The 22,653-nt window shown below is 65.1% G+C and carries 18 protein-coding genes; 9 read left to right on the top strand and 9 right to left on the bottom strand.

Translation table 11 applies throughout. The annotated features are described in order from the left end of the window. Window positions 1-36: 36 nt before the first annotated feature. The 3 genes from AC0L3X_RS11180 (at window position 37) to AC0L3X_RS11170 (ending at window position 3,816) form a co-directional block, all read left to right on the top strand. Complete coding sequence (locus AC0L3X_RS11180) at window positions 37-1,551, top strand: ATPase domain-containing protein (protein ID WP_473316396.1); 1,515 nt, start codon at window positions 37-39, stop codon at window positions 1,549-1,551. Continuing rightward, window positions 1,548-3,254 carry a response regulator gene (locus tag AC0L3X_RS11175; protein ID WP_473316395.1) on the top strand — a complete coding sequence of 569 codons (1,707 nt, stop codon included), beginning with the start codon at window positions 1,548-1,550 and terminating at the stop codon, window positions 3,252-3,254. The genes AC0L3X_RS11180 and AC0L3X_RS11175 overlap by 4 nt, the downstream gene beginning before the upstream one ends. 64 nt (window positions 3,255-3,318) lie before the next feature. Then, window positions 3,319-3,816 (top strand): GNAT family N-acetyltransferase, encoded by a 498-nt coding sequence (locus tag AC0L3X_RS11170; protein WP_473316393.1) that lies wholly within the window; start codon window positions 3,319-3,321, stop codon window positions 3,814-3,816. A 116-nt stretch (window positions 3,817-3,932) separates the two neighbouring features. Here AC0L3X_RS11170 and AC0L3X_RS11165 read toward each other — a convergent pair whose 3' ends face one another. From AC0L3X_RS11165 to AC0L3X_RS11155, 3 genes are all read right to left on the bottom strand, one after another. Beyond that, complete coding sequence (locus tag AC0L3X_RS11165) at window positions 3,933-4,424, bottom strand: YkgB family protein (protein WP_208088139.1); 492 nt, start codon at window positions 4,422-4,424, stop codon at window positions 3,933-3,935. A 399-nt stretch (window positions 4,425-4,823) separates the two neighbouring features. Further along, window positions 4,824-5,252: a universal stress protein gene (locus AC0L3X_RS11160; RefSeq protein WP_063981602.1), complete on the bottom strand. Its 429-nt coding sequence runs from the start codon at window positions 5,250-5,252 to the stop codon at window positions 4,824-4,826. A gap of 193 nt (window positions 5,253-5,445) precedes the next feature. Continuing rightward, entirely contained in the window at window positions 5,446-5,988 is a 543-nt protein-coding gene (locus tag AC0L3X_RS11155) for a TetR/AcrR family transcriptional regulator (protein WP_248577196.1), read from the bottom strand. 150 nt (window positions 5,989-6,138) lie between these two features. On the opposite strand from AC0L3X_RS11155, the gene AC0L3X_RS11150 reads away from it, so the two are divergent. Both AC0L3X_RS11150 and AC0L3X_RS11145 read left to right on the top strand, forming a co-directional pair. After that, window positions 6,139-6,876 (top strand): 3-oxoacyl-ACP reductase family protein, encoded by a 738-nt coding sequence (locus tag AC0L3X_RS11150; RefSeq protein WP_473316392.1) that lies wholly within the window; start codon window positions 6,139-6,141, stop codon window positions 6,874-6,876. 381 nt (window positions 6,877-7,257) lie between these two features. Continuing rightward, window positions 7,258-8,583, top strand: coding sequence for an MFS transporter (locus AC0L3X_RS11145; RefSeq protein WP_085399742.1), 1,326 nt, complete (start codon window positions 7,258-7,260; stop codon window positions 8,581-8,583). 16 nt (window positions 8,584-8,599) lie between these two features. Here the strand turns inward: AC0L3X_RS11145 and AC0L3X_RS11140 are convergent, their stop codons facing one another. The 4 genes from AC0L3X_RS11140 to AC0L3X_RS11125 all read right to left on the bottom strand — a co-directional run bounded on the left by AC0L3X_RS11140 (window position 8,600) and on the right by AC0L3X_RS11125 (window position 15,322). Then, window positions 8,600-8,833, bottom strand: coding sequence for a hypothetical protein (locus AC0L3X_RS11140; RefSeq protein ID WP_063981598.1), 234 nt, complete (start codon window positions 8,831-8,833; stop codon window positions 8,600-8,602). Between the two features lie 20 nt (window positions 8,834-8,853). Continuing rightward, window positions 8,854-9,972 (bottom strand): DUF2336 domain-containing protein, encoded by a 1,119-nt coding sequence (locus AC0L3X_RS11135; RefSeq protein WP_166343635.1) that lies wholly within the window; start codon window positions 9,970-9,972, stop codon window positions 8,854-8,856. 199 nt (window positions 9,973-10,171) lie between these two features. Further along, window positions 10,172-13,822, bottom strand: coding sequence for an AsmA family protein (locus tag AC0L3X_RS11130; protein ID WP_063981596.1), 3,651 nt, complete (start codon window positions 13,820-13,822; stop codon window positions 10,172-10,174). 270 nt (window positions 13,823-14,092) lie between these two features. Beyond that, window positions 14,093-15,322 (bottom strand): cytochrome P450, encoded by a 1,230-nt coding sequence (locus AC0L3X_RS11125; protein WP_063986151.1) that lies wholly within the window; start codon window positions 15,320-15,322, stop codon window positions 14,093-14,095. 131 nt (window positions 15,323-15,453) lie between these two features. Here AC0L3X_RS11125 and AC0L3X_RS11120 point away from each other — a divergent pair, with 131 nt between their 5' ends. From AC0L3X_RS11120 to AC0L3X_RS11105, 4 genes are all read left to right on the top strand, one after another. Further along, on the top strand, window positions 15,454-16,065 hold the full coding sequence (locus AC0L3X_RS11120; RefSeq protein ID WP_063981595.1) for a TetR/AcrR family transcriptional regulator: 612 nt from the start codon (window positions 15,454-15,456) through the stop codon (window positions 16,063-16,065). A 312-nt stretch (window positions 16,066-16,377) separates the two neighbouring features. After that, complete coding sequence (locus tag AC0L3X_RS11115) at window positions 16,378-16,668, top strand: hypothetical protein (protein ID WP_063981594.1); 291 nt, start codon at window positions 16,378-16,380, stop codon at window positions 16,666-16,668. A gap of 129 nt (window positions 16,669-16,797) precedes the next feature. Continuing rightward, complete coding sequence (locus AC0L3X_RS11110) at window positions 16,798-18,003, top strand: NAD(P)/FAD-dependent oxidoreductase (protein WP_473316391.1); 1,206 nt, start codon at window positions 16,798-16,800, stop codon at window positions 18,001-18,003. 92 nt (window positions 18,004-18,095) lie between these two features. Further along, window positions 18,096-19,013 (top strand): MBL fold metallo-hydrolase, encoded by a 918-nt coding sequence (locus AC0L3X_RS11105; protein WP_166101732.1) that lies wholly within the window; start codon window positions 18,096-18,098, stop codon window positions 19,011-19,013. Window positions 19,014-19,109: 96 nt separating this feature from the next. Here AC0L3X_RS11105 and AC0L3X_RS11100 read toward each other — a convergent pair whose 3' ends face one another. Together AC0L3X_RS11100 and AC0L3X_RS11095 are read right to left on the bottom strand one after the other, a co-directional pair. Further along, on the bottom strand, window positions 19,110-19,667 hold the full coding sequence (locus AC0L3X_RS11100; RefSeq protein WP_063981591.1) for a hypothetical protein: 558 nt from the start codon (window positions 19,665-19,667) through the stop codon (window positions 19,110-19,112). 280 nt (window positions 19,668-19,947) lie between these two features. Beyond that, entirely contained in the window at window positions 19,948-22,533 is a 2,586-nt protein-coding gene (locus AC0L3X_RS11095) for an EAL domain-containing protein (protein ID WP_473316390.1), read from the bottom strand. Between the last annotated feature and the right edge of the window lie 120 nt (window positions 22,534-22,653).

Below are 22,653 nucleotides of genomic sequence, written 5' to 3'. Positions count from 1 at the left end.
GGTGGCGCCCTTCTCTCGAAGCGTCAAAGGGGATCAATGAGCAGTCCATCCAGCACTGTTACGGACAGTGCGCCCCGAGAGCTGTCCAGAATATCGACCGGCAGCGCCGGGCTGGACGACATCCTGGGTGGCGGCTTCGACGCCAACCGGATGTATCTCTACGAGGGGCAGCCCGGCACGGGCAAGACCACCATCGCGCTTCAGTTCCTGCTGAGGGGGGTGCGGAACGGAGAGCGCGTGCTCTATATTTCGCTGTCCGAAACCAAGCGCGAGCTGGACGTCGTGGCGCAGCGGCACGGCTGGACGCTGGACGGCATCGACATCTTCGAACTGGTTCCGCCGGAGACGACGCTCGATCCGGAGCGCGAGCTCACGGTGTTTCATCCCGCCGAAATGGAGCTGAGCGAGACGACCGGCCTGATCTTCAGGGAAGTCGAGCGGGTCAATCCCAACCGCGTCGTGCTCGACAGCCTGTCCGAACTGCGCCTGCTTGCCCAGAACCCGCTTCGTTACAGGCGCCAGGTGCTGGCCCTGAAACATTTTTTCACCAACCGCAATTGCACAGTGGTCCTGCTCGACGATCTTTCGTCATCTCAGGACGATTTGCAGCTCCATTCCATTGCGCACGGCGTGGTGATGCTCGAACAGGTCGCGATCGATTACGGCGCCGAGCGGCGCCGGCTCCGCGTGATCAAGATGCGCGGCATCCGGTTTCGCGGCGGGTTTCACGATTTCACGATCGAGCGAGGCGGCCTGCAGATATTCCCCCGCCTGGTGGCGGCCGAACATCACAAGACCTTCGTCGGCGACTTCACCCCGAGCGGCAACGCCGAGCTCGACCAGCTCCTGGGAGGCGGCCTCGAGCGCGGCACCAACGCGCTGCTCATCGGCGCCGCCGGCGTGGGCAAATCATCGGTTGCGCTCACCTACGCGATCGCGGCGGCCGAACGTGGCGAGCACGCGGTGTTCTTCGCGTTCGATGAAGGCCGCGGCACGGTCGAAGCGCGCGCCCGGACACTTGGCCTGCACCTGCAAGAACACGTCGATTCGGGGCTTGTCCGGTTTCAGCAGATCGATCCCGCCGAGCTGTCGCCGGGTGAGTTCGCCGCAAACGTGCGAAAGAGCGTCGAGGCCGACAATGCCCGTCTCGTCATCATCGACAGTCTGAACGGTTATCTGGCCGCGATGCCCGACGAGCGATTTCTCATCCTGCAGATGCACGAACTCTTGAGCTACCTGGGGCAGCAGGGTGTGCTGACCATCCTGGTCCTCGCCCAGCATGGCCTCGTCGGTCCGATGGATACGCCTCTCGACATCAGCTATCTCAGCGATTCCGTGGTCATGCTGCGCTATTTCGAGGTCGGCGGAACGGTGCGGCGCGCTCTGTCTGTCGTCAAGAAGCGCAGCGGCCGACACGAGCATACCATCCGGGAATTTCGGCTTAGCAGCGCCGGCATCACGCTCGGCCCGCCCCTGAGGGAGTTCAGCGGCATCTTTTCCGGCAATCCGCATTATACCGGGGCACCTAAGCCCGAAGGGTCGGTTGAATGAGCGTTGAGCGAGATCACCATGTTCTCGTCTTTGCTCCGATCGGGCGCGACGGACTTGCCTCCGTTGAGTTGTTTCGGAGTTCGCACCTGGAAGCGACCAGCTGCCGCAATCTGCCCGAACTCGTCAGCGAGATGGCAGCCGGCGTCGGCGCCGTTTTCCTTGCCGAGGAAGCTCTGTTCGGGAAAGACACCTCGCCGCTGGCACAATGGATCGAGAGCCAGCCGCCCTGGTCCGACCTGCCCTTCGTCGTCCTGACCAGCCATCGCGAGCAGCCGGCCGTCCTCGCCTGGCGCCGCAGCATTGTCGCGCTTCTCCGTAACGTCTCGCTGCTCGAGCGGCCGGTTCAGCCAATGACGCTGACCAGCGCCGTTCAATCGGCACTGCGCGCGCGGCGGCGCCAATATGAAATCCGGGCCCTGTTTGCGGCGCGCGAACAGGCGGCTCAGGAGCTCGAGACGCTGGTGGTCGAGCGCACGCGGGCCCTTGCGGAAGCCGTCGAGCAACTGCGCGTCGAGATCGACGAGCGGGCCCGGGTCGAGGAGACGCTTCGGCAAGCCCAGAAGATCGAAGCCATCGGACAGCTGACCGGCGGGGTGGCGCACGACTTCAACAATCTGCTGATGGTGATCTCCGGCGGCCTCGACATGCTCGACCGCCAGACCGATCCGGACCGTCGTCGCCGGCTCATGGACGGGATGGTCCAGGCCGCCCAGCGCGGGGCCAGCCTGACCAGGCAGCTTCTCGCGTTCTCCCGCCGGCAGACGCTCCGGCCGGAGCCTGTCGACGTCGCCTCACAGATGGGCGGCATGCGCGAACTGCTCGATCGAAGCCTGAGAGGCGACGTCCACGTCGAGTTCGATTTTCCGGACACGCTCTGGCCGGTGGAGGTCGATCCCGGCGAGCTCGAACTCGTGATCCTCAACCTCGCCGTCAACGCCCGCGACGCCATGCCCAATGGCGGCACGATTCTCGTGCGCGGGGAAAATCTGCCCGATCTGAATGACGAGCAGATCGCCGGAGACTATGTGCGCCTGTCCGTCGTCGATACCGGTGTCGGCATGAGTCCGGAGATCCTGTCACGCGTTTTCGAACCATTCTTCACGACCAAGGAGGTCGGAAAGGGCTCGGGGCTCGGGCTCGCCCAGGTCCATGGATTCGCGACGCAGTCGCGGGGGACGGTCCGCATTCGATCGGAAGTCGGCCGAGGCTCCAGCATCGAACTCTATTTGCCGCGATCGCTCAGCACTCCTTCCAGGGAGCGACACCTGATCGATCTCAACATGGTGCGGCCGAAGAAGAGCAATCATGGCCGCATCCTTCTGGTCGAAGACGATGACGAGGTTGCCGCGCTGGTGAGCGAGATGCTGGGCCAGCTCGGTTACGAGGTCACGCACGCGGCGAGTGGCGCGGCCGCGCTCGGTGCCCTGGCCGACGGCCGCGCCGTCGACCTCGTCTTTTCCGATATCATGATGCCCGGCGGCATGAATGGGGTCGAGCTGGCGCGGGAGATCAAGAGAAGGCGAAGCGACATCCCCGTGCTTCTGACCAGCGGATACTCCGAAGCCGCGGTTCAAGACGCCGAATTGGCGGGTCTGCAGATTCTGCCGAAACCCTACCATATCGACGAGCTGGCCGCGGCGCTCAGCGCGGCCAAGTCAGAACCCGGGCGCGACATGGAGTCCAAGCGGTCCAGCCGCTGCTGATGGCGTGCGGTGTCGCATCGCGAAAGCAATCGACGACAGGCCTCCAAAGCGGCTATCAGTCTCCATGGACCGCTTCAGCACCGACAGATTGACCGCCGAGAGGCTTCGCGAAGACCACCTCGACGACCTCGTCACGCTGCATCTCGATGCCGAGGTGTCCCGCTATCTCGGCGGCGTGCGTGCACCCGAGGTCACCAAGACCTATCTCGCGATCAACATGGCGCATTGGGACCAGCACGGTTTTGGGCTGTGGGTGCTGCGAACGAAGGACGGCGCCTTCGCCGGGCGAGCGGGCATCCGGCACATCCTCGTGGACGACATCGACGAGATCGAGATTGCCTACGCATTCAAGCGCGAGTTCTGGGGCCGCGGATTTGCGAGTGAGGTCGCAATCGCGCTGACGGACATTGGGCTGTCGCACCACGAACTGCCGTCTCTCATCGGCCTTGTCTATGTCAGCAACGGCGCATCCCGCCGCGTGCTGGAGAATGCCAATTACATCCTCGAGAAGAGCACGACGCGTCATGGCAATGATGTCGTGATTTACCGCGCTCGGCGGTGAGATGCGTCTCGCAGGATGGGTAGAGCGAAGCGAAACCCATCCTTGCTTCCGGGCGCGTTGAAGCGTGATGGGTTTCGCTGTGCTCTCCCCGTCCTACGGGCTATCGCAAAGCCGCTTTAGGCTCCGCCGGTGCGGAGCCGGACAACCGATTGCGGCAACGAGGCGAGAAACAACACCGCGCAAACACACAGCAGGACGATGTCCTTGAACAGGAACTCGCCGGCCAGATTCCACGCCATCGGATCGGTTGACAGGCTCCATGTGACGACGCCCGGCGTCGTAAAGAAGAACGACCACGTGATCGCGAAGGTCATCATGCCCATGAACGAACCCAGCGCCGACAAGACCGGACTGAAGCTGCCTGCCACGAGCAGCGCCGCGATCACGAATTCGGCGACACCGAGAACATAGGCCTCTCCCCTCAGGCCGAATACCGACAGCCAGGAGATGAACGGGCTGTGGCTGATGAACTGGGCGATACCCTGTGCGGATTGCAGTGTGAATTTCTGCATTCCAAACGATACGAATATGACCACCATGACCCAGCGCAGAATGGCGAGCGGACGATAAGAGCCTCCACCATTCTCCGCGACGTTGAATCCCATCATGCGACGATTTCTCCCCGGATTGCGCATCCATCTATTGGCGAACGAAGCGTCCGCTACGGGCTATTCGGAGGGGAGCGTCTGTCGTTACATCCGCAGCGGGGTTCCACGATCACAGCTGCGTGCAACGCGCGTGTCCGCGCCACGGTCGAGACTCGCGCATTTCGGATCGACAGGCTCTAGCCGTCGCCGCAATTGCGATGACAGTGCATTCAATTGATGCGCACGGGGTCCCCTGCTTCGAGTTAAGTGCACTGTCACCGGCTACCCGGGTGCCGGGCCGACAAGGCCTGACCGGCAGGTAAGGCCCGCAGATGACGAAAGCAGACAAGGCGGTTTATGCGGCCGTTGAATTTTCTAGTCCTCGCGGCGAGCGAGAAATCTGTCAGCAGATCCGCACATTCACGGACAAATCAGTACGGGAGTTTTCGCCTGCGCCAGCACCTTGTTTGTCACGCTACCGATGAGAAGCATGGAGAGTCCGCTGCGGCCATGGGATGACATCACGATGAGATCGCAACCTTTATTCTCGGCTGCTGCGATGATGGCTTGATGGGGTTGCCCGTTCTCCACTTGAATCGGTTCGCAGGAAACGCCGGCCTCCTTGGCCGCATTTGCCGCGCGATCCAACGCGCTCGTGGCCTGTTCCTTGCGCAGCTCGGCATATGTTGCGACTGCTTCACGGAACCGCCCTGTCATTTCTGAAAACGGCTCCACAACGAAGATTAGAGATACCTTGGCTCCAAGGGATTTCGCCAGCGCCAACCCATGCGCCACGCCGTGCTCCGCTAGCTCCGACCCATCTGTCGGAATGAGAATATGCCGGTACATGCTTCACCTCCCGCCTGTCTGGACGTATCGCTGCCTTCCGAATCTAAGCTGGGCCCGCGTTTCGGATACGATCTTGAGATAGATCAATCTCTCGGCCCAGCTCGCAGGATGGGTAGAGCGGAGCGAAACCCATCAGCACGCCTGGATGGAACGATGGGTCTCGCTGCGCTCTACCCATCCCACAGGCCGCGAGCTACCGCTCGCCCGGCCACATCGCCATGGCCGCCTTCGCTACGCCTCTCAACTCCTCAGGCGTCGCGTCGTCCTTGGCCTGGATCGCCATGCCTTCGAAGACGCTGAGGTAGAACCGGCTCAGCGCATCGATGTCGGTTGCGGCAGGCAGTTCGCCGCTCGCGACCGCAGCCTCCAGCCGCCCGCGCAAATTGCCGAGCATGTCGAGCCGGGCCTTCTTGATCTCGCGGGCAATCGTTGCCGGCCATTCGTCGCTGACGGCGCCCAGCACGGCCATGCAGCCGGCCGGCGCTCTCCGGGATTTCGGCAGGGTCTCGGCCGCCCCGATCAGCAGATTCTCGATGCCGGCGCGCGCGGTCGCACCTTCCGCAAGCCGGTCCCAGACCGGCTGGCCCTGGGTCTCGACGTAATGCTCGATCGCGGCAAGGTAGAGTGCCTCCTTGCTTTCGAAGGCCGCATAGAGGCTGGGCGAGCTGACGCCCATGGCGTCGCAGAGGTCGTGCATCGAGGCTGCCGCAAAGCCCTTGCGCCAAAACAGCAGCATGGCGGCCTCCAACGCCGCGTCGCGATCAAATTCCCGTGGCCGACCTGCCATCGCCCGTCTTTCTGTAATGATCAACACATAATTCACTTGACCGCGGCAATCAAGACTCCACATATTCTGTGTTGATCATTACAGAATTGGAGAGATCACATGACACTGGCAGGAAAACGGGCCCTGGTGACGGGCGCAAGCAGGGGTATCGGTGCGGCCATCGCGAAGGCGCTCGCCGCGGAAGGCGCCGATGTCGCGATTACTTACGAGAAGTCGGCGGAGATCGCCGCCAAGGTCGTGGACGCGATCAAAGCGACGGGCCGGAAAGCCGTAGCGATCCAGGCCGACAGCGCCGATGTCGCTGCCGTTCAGGCTTCGGTCGACAAGACCGTCAAGGAGCTGGGCGGGCTCGACATCCTGGTCAACAATGCCGGCATTCTGCGATTGGGCGGCCTCAACGACATCTCGCTCGCCGACATCGACGCGATGCTGAACGTCAACGTGCGTTCGCCGATCGCCGCGAGCAAGGCGGCGCTGCCGCACCTTGGCAAGGGCGGCCGCATCATCACCATCGGCAGCTATTTCGCCGACCGCGTGCCCTCGCCGGCGCTCGGCGTGTACGCGGCGTCGAAGTCGGCGCTAACCGCATTCACCAAGGCGCTGGCGCGGGAGCTTGGCCCGAGGGACGTCACGGTCAACCTCGTGGCACCGGGCTCGATCGACACCGACATGAATCCGGCGCACGGACCGACCGCGGAGACGCTGAAACAGTTCATGGCACTGGGCCGGTATGGTGCGACGGAAGACATCGCGAATGCCGTGGCATTCCTGGCGAGCGCGAAGGCAAAATACATCACCGGCTCGACCTTGACCGTCGACGGCGGCGCGAACGCCTAGACATTCTGGCGCTTCGCGTTCGTCCAACAGGAGGTTGAGAAGCTGGCCATAACTGCGATCGAGCTTCAGCCGACGCGGAAAGGCGCGAGCTTCAAACGCGATGACGCCAAGGCGAGGATCAAGTCGGCCGGGACGGCGATGGCAAAATAAGATGATGTTCGCGATCATCATGGCGGGCGGCCGATGCCTCGGCCGCCCCCGAGCGTTAGATGGAGCGTGTCGCGTGCTTCGTCTCTCGTCCAGCTTCGAGCATGACAGCACGACTGTCACTTTGGCTTGAACGTCAAAATGCCGTTTGCACTCATCGTTCGCACCCGTCATTGTTTCGCAACGCCGCCCGGATGTTGAGCGGGTTCCGGTGATCAAACGGGAGGCCTTGCCATGCAAGACGTCGAGAAGCGTGTCATTGGCAAGGTTATGTGGCGGCTTATACCGTTCCTGATCGTCTGCTATTTCGTGGCCTATCTTGACCGCGTCAATGTCGGCTTTGCCAAGCTGCACATGAACCAGGCGCTGGGTTTAAGTGAAGCAGCGTTCGGACTGGGCGCGGGCTTGTTCTTCGTCGGGTATTTCCTGTTTGAAGTCCCCTCCAACATCTTCCTGGAAAGAGTTGGCGCGCGCGTCTGGATCGCCCGCATCATGATTACGTGGGGGATCGTCTCGGCGGCCTTCGCATTCATCCCATCGATATCGGCAGCAACGGGACTACCGACGACGGGCGTCTTCTACTCTCTCCGGTTGCTGCTCGGCGCCTGCGAAGCGGGATTCTTTCCGGGCATCATCTTCTATCTGACCCTTTGGTTCCCGGCGGTTTACCGGGCTCGGGTCATCAGCCTGTTCATGCTGGCGATCCCGATTTCGTCCATCATCGGGTCGCCCATCTCCGGGCTTCTGCTCGGCGTGACCGGTTGGGGATTGGAAGGCTGGCAGTGGCTGTTCATTCTCGAGGCGCTGCCGTCGGTCGTGGTAGGCATCTGCGTCCTGCTCTATCTGACCGATTTTCCGCGCCAGGCCCGCTGGCTGCAACAAGACGAGATTGCCTGGCTGGAAGACGTGCAGGCCACCGAGAAGCGAAACAAAGAGAAGGTCGAACACCTGTCATTGGGTCAGGCGCTCACCGATTACCGCATTTTGTTGTGCGCTCTGGTGTACTTCTGCCTGAATGCTGCAAGTTATGGCGTGGCGTTCTTCCTGCCGACCATCATCAAGGGTTTTGGCGTCAGCGATACCCAGACCGGCTTGCTCGCAGCGCTGCCCTTTATTTTCGGGGCCGCGGGCATGGTGCTGCTTGGTCGTCATTCCGATCGGACCATGGAACGAAAGGGTCACGTCGCCGCGGCACTGTTGATGGCAGCGGTGGGAATCGGAGTGGCAGGTCTCGTTTCCAACTCCGTCCTTGTCATGGCATTGCTTTGCTTCGCGCAGATCGGCGTCTCCGCGGTCCCCCCGATGTTTTGGCCGCTGCCGGCGAGCTTTCTAACGGGAGCATCGGCTGCCGCCGGCATCGCCGCGATCAACTCGCTTGGAAATCTTTCCGGTTTCGCCGGTCCTTACGCAATGGGCTACCTGAAGGATTTAACCGGCAGTTTTACCGCAGGTCTTCTGTTGCTGGCGGGTTGCGCGCTGGTGGGCGCAGTCGTTGTCGTGCTGCTACGCATCGATGCAAGGCGCGAGCAAGTGTCCGGCGAAATCGCGATGGCACACTAGACGCTGGTGATCGTCGCTACCTGAAATACCCGAGCACGAGATCGATATCCGCGCTGCCGGCAACCGTGCCGTTGAGCTCGGCGTCGATGACGCGGCGGCAGGCCGCGATCGCGGCGTGATCGCCGAGATCGTTGGCGGCTTCGAGCACGAGCCAGGCGGCGTCGACGGAAGCCTTCTCGGGAGCCGAACCGCCGGCATCGACGGGCAGGCTCTTGTTCTTGCGAATTGCGGTGCCGAATTGAGGCAACATTGCAAATACTCCCCTCTGGCTCAGTGCACCTGGAGCTCGGGCTGACGGCCCGTATCGGCACCCGCGCCGGTCTTGCGCGACTGGTAGAACTTCAGAATGCTGCGCGACGTCTCGATCTTGAGCTTGCCGAACTCGCGCTCGCTGTCATGGAGCTCGCGCGCCGTGATCAGATGATCCTTGGCGCCGAGGAACAGCAGCGACATGGTCGTGTCCCACGAGAAATCGAGCGCCTTGCACAGCACCAGAAGTATCTCGCGATTGCGGTCCATCATCGCGCGCTCGATCACGTCGACCGGAAGCGACGACAATAGTGACAGGCCGATCTGCACCTCGTCGAAACGGTGCTGGCGCGCATAGTTCGAGATCGAGTCCTGGTTGAGGTTACCCTGGCGGTACTGCGTCGTCACCACGCGCTTGGCGACGAAATAGCTGCGCGAGGACGGCCCGAACTTGGACTGCAGATCGCCGGTGACGTCGGTCACCGAGCTCTGGATCTGCGCCATCATCTCGGGCCGCTCGTGCTCGAGGCGGCGGCGGACGTCTTCCGACGCCTTGGAAATGAGCTGCTGGAAGATGTGGCGCGGCACGTCCTTGCGCAGGCCGAGCTGCTCGGCGAGGATCGAGTCGCCCTCCGCGCGCCGGACCATGTGCAGCAGGCCCGAGCCCGAGAAGCGCGCGCCCTCGTTCCTTGCGACAGAGGTCACGACCGCCTGGTCGCCGCGCTTGACCAACACGTCGGTGACGGCTTCGCCGATCGACTTGCGCTGGGCGATCGCAAGCAGATGCGCCTGGCCCTTGGTCATGGCGCTCTGGACCAGCATCTTCTCGTCGATACGAGCGGAGTCGCGCAGCACGGGACCGGCCACGTCGATCTCGTCGTCGAGGGCGAGCTTTTCGATGACATTGAGCGGAGCGTGGTCGCAGGCCGACATCAGCTCGGAGAGCTGCGCCCGCGCGGCGACCTCGATCTCGTCGGCGAGCCGCCCGATGACCTCGCCGAACATGCTGATCTCGTCGTCGCTGTAGCGGCCGGTGATCAGGATGTCGGTCGCATGCCACAACGCCTTCGCCCGGCTCTCGTCGGTGCCGCGCGCGATCGCGTCGTCCAGATCCTGCAGAAGCGATTTCGCCCCGTTCATCTCGTTACCCCAGTTCTTGGTTAGCCATCCTGCTTGTGCTGGCAGGACGCCGAATTCCTCTGGGAACCGACACTAGAGATCAAACGCGAGAATCCAGTAAAGTCGGCAGATCAGTTTTGCCGAGCAAAATTCGTTAAAATGCGCGGGAATGGGTTTACCGGCGGGCAAGGGCCAGCGCTTGCCGAACAGGCTGCCGCGTTCACGGATTCGACGGCGTCAGCACCAGCGGTGGCTTCGGCTTGGGTTTTGCGGGCGGCGGGCCTGGCGCCGGCCTCACCTCGATCGGCGGCGGCAGCGGGGCGATCTGCTGGCTCGCGAGCGGCGGGCTTGTGAGTGGCGGGCTCGGCACCGCGGGGGCGGCCTGCGGCGCCTTCGGCGTCGGCGCGGCCTTTGGCTTCGGCGGCGCGCGGCGCGGATCGCGGCCGGGCAACGGCACGTCGGTCAGCGACGGCTCGGGCACCGGATCGGGCGAGACCAGCGTCGGCAGCGCCGCAGTCGCCGGCGGCGGCTCGCCACGCTCGATCGCGTCCAGCCGGCGCGTCTCGCGATCGATCGTGCGCACCGCGAGCCAGGACGACAGCGGCGCGAGATCGACGGTGCGGTTGAGCCTGTCGGGGGGACCCGCCGCGAACAACTGGATCTCCGGCGGCGCGCCCGAAAGTCCGGTCATGATCGGCGTCAGGCTGGCGCGGATGTCGGCCTGGTCGGCGGGAATATCGTAGCCGCCGGAGACGATGGCCCGCGCGTTCTTGGCTTCCAGCGGTGTCGCGCCGACGCGCAGGCGCCCGTCGCGGATCGTGAACGGGATCTGCGCCGAGGCGACCGCGATCGGACCGGCCGACAGCGCAGGCTCGACGAGCTGCCGCAGCCTGTTGTCGTCGGCAACCTGGCCGCCGTCGCTGGCGCGGATGGCGATCTCGAAGGCGCGCGGATTGAGGCCGCTGATTTCCGCGGCCTCGAGCGTCACCGTGCCATTGCCGGCGAGCGCACCGGTCAACGCCGCAACGCTGCGGCCCTGGCTGGTCAGCGCCATCTGCACCGAGGCGCGTCCCTTGGGCAATGCGAGATCGCGGTAGCGCAGCGCCGCCGCATCGACATTGCGCAGCTCGATACGTGCGTTCAGCGCAACGCCATTGGCGCCATTGCGCGCGTCGAAGCTCGCCGACATCTCACCACCGCCGACACCGCCCTTGAGCGCGTCGAGCGCGAGCGACTGGCCGTCGCTCCGGATCGTGCCGCCGACGGGGCGCAGCTCGATGCCGTCAGGCAAGGTGCCGCGCAGGGCCTGGAAGGCGATGCGGCCGCGCCAGCCGCCGAGCAGCCCCGCACTCAGGGGATCGCCGGCATCATGTCCGGCGGCGCCGATGGCCATCGCGAACGCGGGCGCAAGATCGAGCGCGTCGAGGCCGATTTCGCCATCGACGCTCTTCTCCTGATCGAGCGTCACCGCGAGATGCCCGCGCAGATGCGAGCCGGCCGCGCTGCTGTCGAGATCGTCGAAGGTCAGGCGGTTGCCGGAGAGGCCGACGCGCGAGGACAGGTTGACGCTCTGCACTGACTTGTCCGCCGGGCTGGTCCCGAACAGCGGCGCCAGATTGGCATTGCGCACGCGCAAATTCACGCTGGCCTTCGGCTGGAACGAACTGGGGTCCGACAATTCGATGCTGCCTTGCGCATCCGCATCCAGTCCGCCGCCACTGAGCTTTGCGTTCAATTGCAACGGCCGGCGCCACGCGCCACTCAACCGGCCTTCGAACTGCGAAGGGCCCTCGCCCGCGGCAGCGACGCGATCGAGGCCGAGCAGCGCCAGCAATGCGCCCGCCTTCGGCGTCGAGATTTTCGAGTCCAGCGTGAAGTCGCTGTTGCGCAAGCGGTCGATGTCGATGTCGATGCCGTTGACCGCCGCTACCGGCGTCTGCCCGGCCAGCGTCGCTGTGGCCTTGAGCTGCGGCGCATCGAGATCGAGCACGGCGCGCGCGTCGCTGCGATCGGCATGGTCGGCGTTCTTGTCGAGGCTGAGGTCGAGCTTCAGCCGCGTCGCACCGGGCAATGACGGGATGGCGTCGAACCGTGCGCGCACCGAAGGCGCGATCGGCTCGAGCAGCGCGGTGAGCTCACGCAGCGAATTGGCCGAGGATTTCAGCGCGAGCTTGCCGGTGGCATGAACGCGGTCGAAGCTGCCGCTTGCTTCCGTGGTCACCCCGCTCGCCTGGCCGAAGCGCAACTGCTCCAGCGACAGCGCCGCAGGGCCGTAGCCGAGCTTCGCCGTGAACGGCCGCAGCTCCTGTCCGGCCGACATCGCGCGGCCGACATCGAGCGCAAGCTTGGCTTCCTCCGGCCATTCGCCCTGTGGCCCCGCGAGCGCGCGCACGAAGCTTGCGGCGGCATCGAGGTCGAGACGGTCGGCCTTGAGCTCGGCGTCGATCCGCGAGCCCTTGCTCGCGCCGGTCTGGACGAAGGCGATGCGGCCCTCCACCGCGCCGCCCTCGATCTCGGCCTTCAGCCTGTCGACGGCGAGATGGTTGGCGGCGATGGTCACGTCGCCGGCAAGGCGCAACGGCCGCGTGCTGCGGCGGTTGATCTCGCTGCGGCCCTGGAGCCAGGCCACCAGCGTATCGGGGTCGGACGACTCGACGCTGAGACGGCCGCTAAAGCTGTCGGCGCCGGGCGTTGCGCCGTTGAGCGAGAGCTGCGTCATGCCGGGCGCGCGCAGCTCGAGCCGCTGGAAAGTCCAGGACCTTCCGTCGGTCTGAAGCTCCGCCGTGATGTTCTGGAGCGGACGCCCGCCCAGCATGATCTGGTCGGAGTTGAACTCGATCTGCGCCGGCATCGGCGCCTGCGGGATCGCCGCAAGGCCCGCGCGCAGCGCCGGCAGGACGCGCTGCGGCTCGGCATCATCCTTGCCCGCCAGCTTGTCGGCATCGACCTGGCGCGCCGACAGCACCGCGCGCAGTAGCGGCGAGGCGCCGAACCTGACATCGCCGACACCGCCAAACTTGAGCGCATTGTCCTCGGCGCCGAAGCTCGCGTCGATCTGATCGAATTTGGCGCCGGCCGGATCGGCCTTGAGCTTTGCCGTGAGCTTCCAGGGTGTCGGCCCCGCCGTGCCCGCCTTCTTGACCGGGGGCACAGCGAGCGTCAGCGCGCCGTCGAATTTCGGCAGGCGGTTGTCGAAGGCGAGCACGCCTTCGAGATCGGCCAAGATCGCGCGCTCGCCGGGATCGATGTTGAGGTGGAGACGGGTGGCGCTGCCGTCGGCGCTCGGGCCGGAGGAGACGCGGAACGGATAGCGCACCCCGGTGGCGGTGAAACTGCCGTCGCCGCGGACCGAGCCGGCCAGCGAGCGCACGTCGCCGGAAAAGGTGATATCGTTCAATTCCAGCGTCGAGCGGCTGGCGGCATCGTGCAGGGCGATGCGGCCGGTGAGGTTCAGCCGCTCGATCGCAAGCGAGGCCAGGTTGAAGGTGCCGCTCGCGGTGGACGGCAAATCGACCCGGCCCTTGGCATCCAGGCCGAGATCCACGGCCATGCCGTTGACGGTCAGCTCGGTGGCGCGCCATTCGCCGCGCATCAGTGAGCTCAGGCTGAACTCGACGTCGAGCTTGTCGGCGCGCAGGCGGCCGAGATCGTTGTTGCCGCCGAAGGTGACCGAGCGCAGCCGCAGCGTCGGCGCCGGCAGCAGCCGCGCATCCAGCTCGCCCGCCACCCGCACCGGCACGCCCATGATCGTGCCCGCCTCCGCCTCGAACTGGGGCCTGAACTGGTTCCAGTCGATGAAGTAAGGCCCGATCAGCGCGGTCAGCAGCGCAATGATGAAGGCAATCGCCAATCCGAGCAGCGTCGTCTGCACGGGTCTCCCCTCGGCCAAATCGGCCCGGGCCGAACCTGAGGGCCTCAGGCGCGCCGGAACAGCCCCTTATATAAGGGGAAGTGTGGCGAAGTCACAGCGACTGTTGCGCGCGGAGGTTAACGCTGGCGGGAGACCCTCATGGTGAGGAGGCGCGCTAAGCGCCGTCTCGAACCATAGAGGCCCCCGCGCCCGCGGCTATCCTTCGAGACGGCTGCTTTGCAGCCTCCTCAGGATGAGGACCGGCGCTCGCAGATGCAGCGCCGCCGGCCATCACCAGCTTGCCGGCAGGCGTTTCAGGCCGCGCAGCACGAAGGTCGGGCGCCATTCCGGGTTCTCGACGTCGTCGATGCGCAAATCCGGCAGCCGCCGCAACAGCGTCGCGATGGCGATTTCGGCCTCGATGCGCGCCAATTGGGCGCCCAGGCAGAAATGGATGCCGCCGCCGAACGACAGCGGCTTGACGTTGGGCCGGGTGACGTCGAGCCGGTCGGGGCGATCAGGGTAGACCGCCGGATCGCGGTTGGCCGAGCCGAGCAGGCAGAGCACGGTCTCGCCCTTGGGGATGCTCTTGCCGCCGAGATCCGCGATGTCCTCCAGCGCCACGCGCCCGGTCATCTGCACCGAGGAATCGTAGCGCAAGAATTCCTCGATCGCGTTGACCATCAACTCGGGCCGCGCCTTCAGGAGCGCGAGCTGATCCGGATTGCGATGGAGCGCGAGCAGGCCGTTTCCGATCAGATTGACGGTGGTCTCGTGGCCGGCGCCGAACAGCAGGATGATGTTGGCGGTCAATTCTTCGTTGGTGAGCTTGTGGCCGTCTTCCTCGGCCTGCACCAGCTGGGTGGTGAGATCGTCGCCGGGATTGCGGCGGCGCAGCTCGAACAGCTGCTGGAAATACATCTGCGCCATCATGTTGCCGGCGTTGCCCTTCGCGATCTCTTCCGGCGTGAGGGGCACGGGGTCAAGCAGCCGCCCGCCATCGCGCGAGCTGTTGTAGAAGGTCTCGCGATGATCCTCGGGGATTCCGAGCATGTCGCAGATGATGGTGACCGGCAGGCGGAAGGCGAAATCCTCGATCAGGTCCATGTGGCCGCGCTCGATCACCGCATCGATGGTCTGGTCGACGATCGCCTGGATCCGCGGCCGCATGTCCTCGACGCGACGGGCGGTGAAGGCCTTCACGACGAGGCCGCGCAGGCGGGTGTGGTCGGGCGGATCGGATTGCAGCATCCAGTGGCTCATGCTGCGAAACACCGGCTCGTCCATGATGGCAGGGCTATAGCGGCGCTTGGAGCGCTCGACAAAGTCCTTGCCGAAGCGCTTGTCGCGCATCACGAAGCTGACGTCGGCATGGCGGCTGGCGACGAACTGGCCGAACGGCGTCACATGGATCGGCTCGATCGTGCGCAGCCGGTCGTAGTGCGGATAGGGATCGCGGATGAAGTCCGGCGACAGCGGATTGAACAGCGGTCCGCCTGCGGGTTGCACTTGCTCGTTCATGGTGACCTCAATCGGTTGCCGCATGACACGAATACGCCGGCAGCCCCCTTGCGCGCGCGGCGTAACCATCCCCAAGATTATAAACTCGATACATTGTTGTATCGAGTTGCATTCTGCCCTAACCTGCGCCGATGTCAAGGGTGAGAACCAGGCCGACCAGGGACGACACGCGCGACAAACTGTTCGAGGCGGCCGCGCGCGTGTTCGAGGCGGACGGCATCGGCGGCGCCAGCATCGAGGCGATCGCGGCCGCCGCGGGCTTCACCCGTGGGGCGTTCTATTCCAACTTCAAGAGCAAGGACGAATTGATCATCGCCATGCTCGAGGATCATGTCGAGCAGTCGATCCGGCGCAACCTCGACATCCTCGCGCAGCACGACAATCTCGACGATTTCATCGCGGCGCTGAAGACGATGGATCGCAGCCGGCAAGACCCGCTCGGCCGCTCGCCCCTTCTGCACATGGAGATGATCCTGTTCGTCGCGCGCGCCGAGAAGCGCCGCCCGGAGCTTGCCAAGCGGCTGCGCGCGCGGCGCAAGCTGGTGGCCGACATCGTCGAGGCCACGTTGAAGAGCAACGGCAGGAACGACACGCTGAATCCGCCGTGGATGGCCTCCGTCGTGCTGGCGCTGGAAGATGGCTTTCGCCTGCACCGCCTGATCGATCCGGAGACGACGCCGGCCGACAGTTTTCTGCGCGCGATCACGGATCTCAGGCGTAGGACCGGATTGTCGCCGAACTAGCCCGGGTCGCCGATATCAGGCTCGCGACCGGACCGTCATCCGACCGGCGTTGGATTCTCCGACAACTCGCCGTCCGCCCCCAATCGTGCGTTTGTGAAAACGTGGGCCTGCTTGCGGCAGGATCGGACAAGGCATGGCCGCTTCGGGAAATACGCCGGGCCTCGGCGCCGCTAACCGGCTAGGCGCCGGGCGATTGGCGCAGGCGCGTCCGTTAGCAGCAATCTCTCGACAGGGACGGCAATCGCTCTGGCGCAGTCGACGATCCGGTTGGCTAAACATCGCAACGTCACATCATGGGGACGGAGACAAACGATGGACAGGAAACGGTTTGCAATCGCGCCACGACGGAAGGCGGTCTCGACGGCGCTCATGTACGGGCTTTCACTGACCGTGCGTTTCACCTCGCCGACGGCCGATGAGGCGCCGCCACAGATCGCACAAGACGCCAAGGTCTCGACGTCGATCCTGATCGATCGGGGCTGGACCAACAAACCTGCGCTGCCGGTCGCCCTGCGCGGCTGGCCATCGGGCCCGCGAATTTGCCGCGCAGGATGTGAAGGCCCTGCGCTGCTGTCCTCGCTGCCCAACTGCGCCGCGCCGTAAGGACCAGGCGGTCTCCGTCTCACCTCTTCGCGTCATCATCGCTCGCAACAGGCACTGCTCGCATCGAGCGGCGGCGATGGCGCGCGTTTCGAACCAACAAACCCAGAACCAAATCCAGGAGTGAACCAAATGCGACTGCTCATCATTGGCGCCGGCTTCGCCGGCATGTACGCCGCCCTCTCCGCCGCTCGCCTGCGCGACATTCAGGGCGTCTCGCCGGAAGAGCTCGAGATCGCGCTCATCGCACCCGAGCCGACGCTGGTGGTCCGCCCTCGGCTCTATGAGCCGAAGCCGGAAACCCTGACGGCGCCGTTGCTCGATGTCCTCAAGGCGATCGACGTCGATTACATCCAGGGGAGCGCCGAGACTGTCAACACCGAGGCGCTGACGGTGCAGATCTCGACTCCCAAAGGCACCCGCAAGACCCTGTCCTACGACCGCCTGGTGATCGCTACCGGCAGCCGCCTCTTCCGACCCAACATCCCCGGCCTTGCCGAACACGGCTTCAGCGTCGACTCGCTCGACGATGCGGTTGCCCTCGACAAGCATCTGCATGGCCTCGCCGACCGGCCGGCCGTCAATGGACGTGACACGGTCGTGGTCGCCGGCGGCGGCTTCACCGGCATCGAGGCGGCGACCGAGCTGCCCGCGCGCCTGCGCGCCATCTTCGGACAAAACGCCAGGACGCGCGTGATCATCGTCGAGCGTAAAGGCGCGATCGCTCCCGACATGGGCGAAGGCTCCCGCCCGGTCATCGAGCAAGCGCTGCGCAAGCTCGGCGTGGAGACAAGGCTCGGCACCGGCGTTGCCTCGCTCGACAAATCCGGCGTGACGCTGTCGACCGGCGAACACATCGAAACCGAGACGGTGGTCTGGGCAGCCGGTATTCGCGCCGCGCCGTTGACGGCGCAGATTCCCGCCGAGCGCGACAATTTCGGCCGGCTGCTGGTGGACCGCGATCTGCGCGTGCCCGGCATCGCCGGTGTCTTCGCCACCGGCGATGCCGCGCGAGCCGCGTGCGACGACGAGGGCAATTACGCGCTGATGTCTTGCCAGCACGCCACGCGGATGGGCGCCTTTGCCGGCAACAATGCGGCAGCCGAACTCCTGCGCGTCCCGACCAGGCCGTATCACCAGAAGGCCTACGTCACCTGCCTCGATCTCGGCGAAGCCGGCGCGCTGTTCACGCGCGGCTGGGAGCGCAAGGTCGAGATGGTCGGCGACGTCGCCAAGAAGACCAAGCAGGAGATCAACACGGTCTGGATCTACCCGCCCCGCGCCGAGCGTGCCGCAGCGCTCGCCTCGGCCGATCCGGAGCGTGTGACGAGCCTCTAGAAGCACGAAACGATCACGGCCGCACCTCCCTGGCTGCGCGGCCTGCTCAACCAAGACCAGCCGGGAGCCCTACCTTGAAACAGGAGACCAACATGAACCTGCACAACACCTCATACCCCGCGACATCGAAGCCGGAAGAGCTCGTTCCATCGCGCTACGCGCTGAAGGTCGGCGAGATCGACGTGCTGGTGGTCAGCGACGGCGTGCTGCCGCTGCCAACCACGATGCTGGCGCACAATGCCGACCCGGCCGTCCGGGCGACCTGGCTGCACGACATGTTCCTGCCGCAGGACGCTTTCGACTGGGCGTTGAATGCGGTCGTGGTCCGCAGCGGCGACAAGACCATCCTCATCGACGCTGGACTGGGGTCCGACCCGGATCTGCACTTGCCGCGCGCCGGCCAGTTGATCAAGCGACTGGAGGCCGCCGGCATCGATCTTTCGTCCGTGACCGATCTGGTGCTGACCCACTTGCACATGGATCACATTGGCGGACTGCTCGTCGACGGGGTGAAGGAGCGGCTGCGTAAAGACCTGCGGATCCACGTGGCGGCCGCCGAGGTCAAATTCTGGGAGGCGCCCGATTTTTCCCACACCGCCATGCCGCCGGGCTTCCCGGACGCGCTTCGGGCGACCGCCAAGCGGTTCGTCAAGGAGTACGGAAGTCAGCTGCGGAAGTTCGATGAGCAGCACGAGGTTGCGCCGGGCGTCGTCGTTCGTCGCACCGGCGGTCACACCCCCGGACACAGCGTGGTTCGCGTGGCATCCGGCGGCGACGGGCTGACGTTCGCCGGCGACGCCGTGTTTGCCGTCGGATTCGATCAACCCGACTGGCACAACGGTTTCGAACACGACCCCGAGGAGGCGGCGCGCGTTCGGGTCGGTCTGTTGCGAGAGATTGCCGCGAGCGGCGAGATGCTGGTGGCGACCCACATGCCGTTCCCGTCCGTCGGCCATGTGGCGGTCGCCGGCGACGCCTTTCGCTGGGTGCCGGTGTTCTGGGACTACTGATCGCTCGCTGAGCCAACGTGAGACCAGGGCGCGCGCATTCATGGCGGGCCCTGGTTTCGATGCGGCGAACCGAGTCAGCGCGGCGCGCCGCCGATATCAGATCCGATCGTTGATCAGGACGCCGGACAACGACGGATCGTTCGCATTGGTCGTATCGCCTGCTTTCGTCGCGCTATATGTCGAGTCCGCAAGCGAGCTTTTCAGCTGCTGGAGAAACTGCTGCAGCAGCTCTGCCGTCGAATTGCCACTTGACGAGTCGTCCGTGCCGTTCACCGAGGGAGGCTCGCCGGATGGCGGTGGCCCGTCCGGCGGCGGTCCACCCGCTCCGTGCGGTCCATGCGAGAGCGCCGCCTTGAAAATTCCTTGCAGCTCGGTGGCCTGCTCGTCCGTCAACTTGCCGGCCGACACTTGCTGCTGGATGAGGCCATTAATCTTCGACGCGAAGGCGTCGGGCGAAGATGTCCCGCCGCCGGATTGATCGCTTGCACCGGTTGACTGCAACGCGGAGCCGATGCTGCTGAGCGCGGCCGACAGCGCCGACTGATCCGACGCATCGATCGTGCCGGAACTGACTTCCGCTTGCAGCTCGTCTTGTAATTGTTGCAACGGTGATGAGCGGTGGTGATTGGAGGAGAGCGCAGAAATCGAGGTCATGGTGGCTTTCCGTGCTTTTGGCGGACCCGAGGTGACGTTGCCCCGAGTCCCATCCAGTCCTGAGTTCGCCCTGGCAGTTGGATTTGCCTGGTTGCGCGGTGGTAGGAACGGGAGCTGGCGCGGAGCATTTGGCAGGGCGCCGCGCCGGTTGCTCGATATTGCCAATCGGCAATTAGTAATATCCAGAAACAAAAATCCGACCAGCCGATCATCAGCCGGGGCTGGAGCTACCCGTTGAAAGGGATGACTGCCGGATTGTGCGCGAACGCCCTGGAGCCGACTATGCCGACCGCTTCACCACGTCGCGACCGGCCGGCGTAACATCGATCCGCCCCAGCATCGCCCTCGTCTGCTCGGCGCAGTGCTCGATCAGCCAGCGTTCGAATACGACCGGCGGCAGCGCGGGCGCGTAGAGGAAGCCCTGGACGACGTCGCAGCCGAGCTCGGCCAGCGTCTTGCGCTGGCCTTCGGTCTCGACGCCTTCGGCGACGACGGTCATGCCGAGGCCCTGTCCGACGCGCACCACGGCGGTGGCGACCGCGAGCGCGCCCGCGTCTCTCTCGATGTCGCGCATGAAACTGCGGTCGATCTTCAGCTCGCGGATCGGCAGATGCGCAAGCCGGCTGAGGCTGGAATAGCCGGTGCCGAAATCGTCCACGGAAAGCCCGACGCCGAGCTCGCGGATCGCGTTCATCGTCTCCAGCGCGGCAACGCTGTCCCGCATGAACGTGCCCTCGGTGATCTCGAGCATCAGTGCGTCCGGCGGCAGATCGTATTCGGCGAGGATGTCCTTGAGCCGCGCCGCCAGCGTAACGTTGCGGAAATTGATCGGCGACAGGTTCACCGACACGCTGGGAATGTCGAGCCCGGCGCGGCGCCAGTCCGCCATCTGCCGGCAGGCCTCACGCACCGACCACAGGCCGATCTGCTCGATCAGGCCGCACTCCTCAGCGAGCGGGATGAATTTCGCCGGCGAGACGTCGCCGAGCACGGCATCATGCCAGCGCGCCAATGCCTCGACGCCGTGGACGGCACCGTCGCAACTGCGGATCTGCGGCTGGTAGCTGAGGGTCAGCGCGCCCTCGGCGATGGCGCGGCGCAGCGCTGCGATCAGCGCCAGGCGCTGCTCGGTGAGCCCGTTCATTTCGGCGCTGAAGATGCGATGGGTGGAGCGGCCGGCCTGCTTGGCCATGTACATGGCCGCATCCGCCTGCTGCATCAAGGTGTCGATGTCGGTCGCATGGTCGGGATAGAGGCTGATGCCGATGCTCGCCGACATCTGCAGCTGCCTGGAGCCAAGCCGCAGCGGCGCGGCGAGCGCCTCCGCGACCCCGGCCGCGACGCGCTCGGCGCTCTCGGCATTGCGCTGCGGCAGCAGGATGACGAACTCGTCGCCGCCGAGCCGTCCCAGCATGTCCTCGGGGCCGATCTGCTCGCGCAGGCGCTGCGCGAGCTGGATCAACAGCTCATCGCCCGCGGCGTGGCCGAACGTGTCGTTGACGTCCTTGAAATGATCGACGTCGAGGAAGGCCAGCGCAACGTGGCTGCCGGTCGGGCAGGCATCGATGGCCGTGGTGATCAGGTGCCGCAGTTGCGCGCGATTTGGCAGCCCGGTGAGAATGTCGTGATAGGCGAGCCGCGCGATCTCGGCCCGCGCTTCCTTGCGCTCGATCGCGAAGGCGCCGAGGTCGACGCAGGCGTTGACGATACGGCGGTGCCAGTTGCTCGGCGCGCGCGGTTCACGGAAATAGAAGGCGAAGGTGGCGATGACCCGGCCGTCCTTGGCCTTGATCGGTGTCGACCAACAGGCGCGCAGGCCCACTTCGAGCGGACGCGTCTTGTAGGGCTGCCAGCGCGGATCGGTGTCGAGATCTTCGGCCAGCACCGGTTCACCGTAGAAGGCCGCGGTGCCGCAGGATCCGACATTCGGACCGATCGCGATGCCGTCCAGCGCACGCGAATAGTCCTCGGGCAGGCTGGGGCCGCCGAGCGGATGGACGAGGCCTGCGGCATCGACGTGGAGCAGCGAGCAAACCACGTCAGGCGCGATCTCCTCGACCCTTCGGCACAGCCTGTCGGCGATATCGGTGATCGGAACCTCGTCGGCCAGCGCACTCATGATGAGCTGCTGGAGCGAGCGCAGCTGCCTGGTCTCGGTGATGTCCTCGAGTAGCGCGAAGATGTGCCTGGCACGGCCCTTCTTGTCGCGGAAGACGTCGATACGGGCGCAGACCCAGATCTCCTCGCCGCCCTTGTTGTAGACCAGCGTCTCGATTTCGCCGCGGCGGCCGCCGGTCATCAGGCGCTTGACGAGCTTCGCGACGGCCTTCCGATCGGTGTGGCGGCCGGCGATCAGCGCGCCGGCGCGGCGGCCCTCGGCCTCCTCGCTGGTGTAGCCAAACAGCGTCGCGAAGGTGGAATTGACGTAGACGATGTTCTGGTCCGTGTCGGTGATGAGCACCGCGCGGTTGGTCTGGTCGGAGACGGCGTGGAGAAGCCCGATTCTGACGCGGCGCTCGGCCTCCGCGGTGACGTCACGCGCGAACACGACGTGATGGGTGACGCCGCCACGCGTGACGGATGACAGCGAGATGGCCGCCCGGATCCGGGTGCCGTCGCGCCGCACGAGGCTGATCTCGTCGCGGAACTCCGCGACCGGATCGGCCCGAAGGCATTTGAGCGTGAGAAGTTCGGCGTCGCGGCCGAGCACCTCGGCGCGCGCGAGTTTCCAGATCCGCTCCGCGCCGGCATTGAAATGCGTGATGCGACGCGCGCTATCGACGATGACGATGTCGCCGTCGGCGCATTCGAGCGCAGCCAGCAGCACGTCCGGAATTTCTGTCATGGGACAATCGGCGGCGGACATCGTTGGACCCGGATGCATCGGGAAGATGGCAAGGGGGGCCGAGGCTAGCGCCGCGATGGTGTCCAAGACGTTTTTGCAGCCAGGTCGCGTCCGGCCAAGACGCGACATGTTTAACGGCTC

The organism is Bradyrhizobium sp. MI1.7 (assembly GCF_055811795.1).
The sequence above is the reverse complement of the archived record's forward strand: the minus strand, read 5'-3'. Positions and strand labels throughout refer to the sequence as shown.

What these genes read in the sequence shown, in the direction of transcription:
- AC0L3X_RS11180 (WP_473316396.1), top strand. Translation starts at nt 37, where the DNA reads ATGAGCAGTCCATCCAGCACTGTTACGGACAGTGCGCCCCGAGAGCTG.
- AC0L3X_RS11175 (WP_473316395.1), top strand. Translation starts at nt 1,548, where the DNA reads ATGAGCGTTGAGCGAGATCACCATGTTCTCGTCTTTGCTCCGATCGGG.
- AC0L3X_RS11170 (WP_473316393.1), top strand. Translation starts at nt 3,319, where the DNA reads ATGGACCGCTTCAGCACCGACAGATTGACCGCCGAGAGGCTTCGCGAA.
- AC0L3X_RS11165 (WP_208088139.1), bottom strand. Translation starts at nt 4,424, where the DNA reads ATGATGGGATTCAACGTCGCGGAGAATGGTGGAGGCTCTTATCGTCCG.
- AC0L3X_RS11160 (WP_063981602.1), bottom strand. Translation starts at nt 5,252, where the DNA reads ATGTACCGGCATATTCTCATTCCGACAGATGGGTCGGAGCTAGCGGAG.
- AC0L3X_RS11155 (WP_248577196.1), bottom strand. Translation starts at nt 5,988, where the DNA reads ATGCTGCTGTTTTGGCGCAAGGGCTTTGCGGCAGCCTCGATGCACGAC.
- AC0L3X_RS11150 (WP_473316392.1), top strand. Translation starts at nt 6,139, where the DNA reads ATGACACTGGCAGGAAAACGGGCCCTGGTGACGGGCGCAAGCAGGGGT.
- AC0L3X_RS11145 (WP_085399742.1), top strand. Translation starts at nt 7,258, where the DNA reads ATGCAAGACGTCGAGAAGCGTGTCATTGGCAAGGTTATGTGGCGGCTT.
- AC0L3X_RS11140 (WP_063981598.1), bottom strand. Translation starts at nt 8,833, where the DNA reads ATGTTGCCTCAATTCGGCACCGCAATTCGCAAGAACAAGAGCCTGCCC.
- AC0L3X_RS11135 (WP_166343635.1), bottom strand. Translation starts at nt 9,972, where the DNA reads ATGAACGGGGCGAAATCGCTTCTGCAGGATCTGGACGACGCGATCGCG.
- AC0L3X_RS11125 (WP_063986151.1), bottom strand. Translation starts at nt 15,322, where the DNA reads ATGAACGAGCAAGTGCAACCCGCAGGCGGACCGCTGTTCAATCCGCTG.
- AC0L3X_RS11120 (WP_063981595.1), top strand. Translation starts at nt 15,454, where the DNA reads ATGTCAAGGGTGAGAACCAGGCCGACCAGGGACGACACGCGCGACAAA.
- AC0L3X_RS11115 (WP_063981594.1), top strand. Translation starts at nt 16,378, where the DNA reads ATGGACAGGAAACGGTTTGCAATCGCGCCACGACGGAAGGCGGTCTCG.
- AC0L3X_RS11110 (WP_473316391.1), top strand. Translation starts at nt 16,798, where the DNA reads ATGCGACTGCTCATCATTGGCGCCGGCTTCGCCGGCATGTACGCCGCC.
- AC0L3X_RS11105 (WP_166101732.1), top strand. Translation starts at nt 18,096, where the DNA reads ATGAACCTGCACAACACCTCATACCCCGCGACATCGAAGCCGGAAGAG.
- AC0L3X_RS11100 (WP_063981591.1), bottom strand. Translation starts at nt 19,667, where the DNA reads ATGACCTCGATTTCTGCGCTCTCCTCCAATCACCACCGCTCATCACCG.
- AC0L3X_RS11095 (WP_473316390.1), bottom strand. Translation starts at nt 22,533, where the DNA reads ATGTCCGCCGCCGATTGTCCCATGACAGAAATTCCGGACGTGCTGCTG.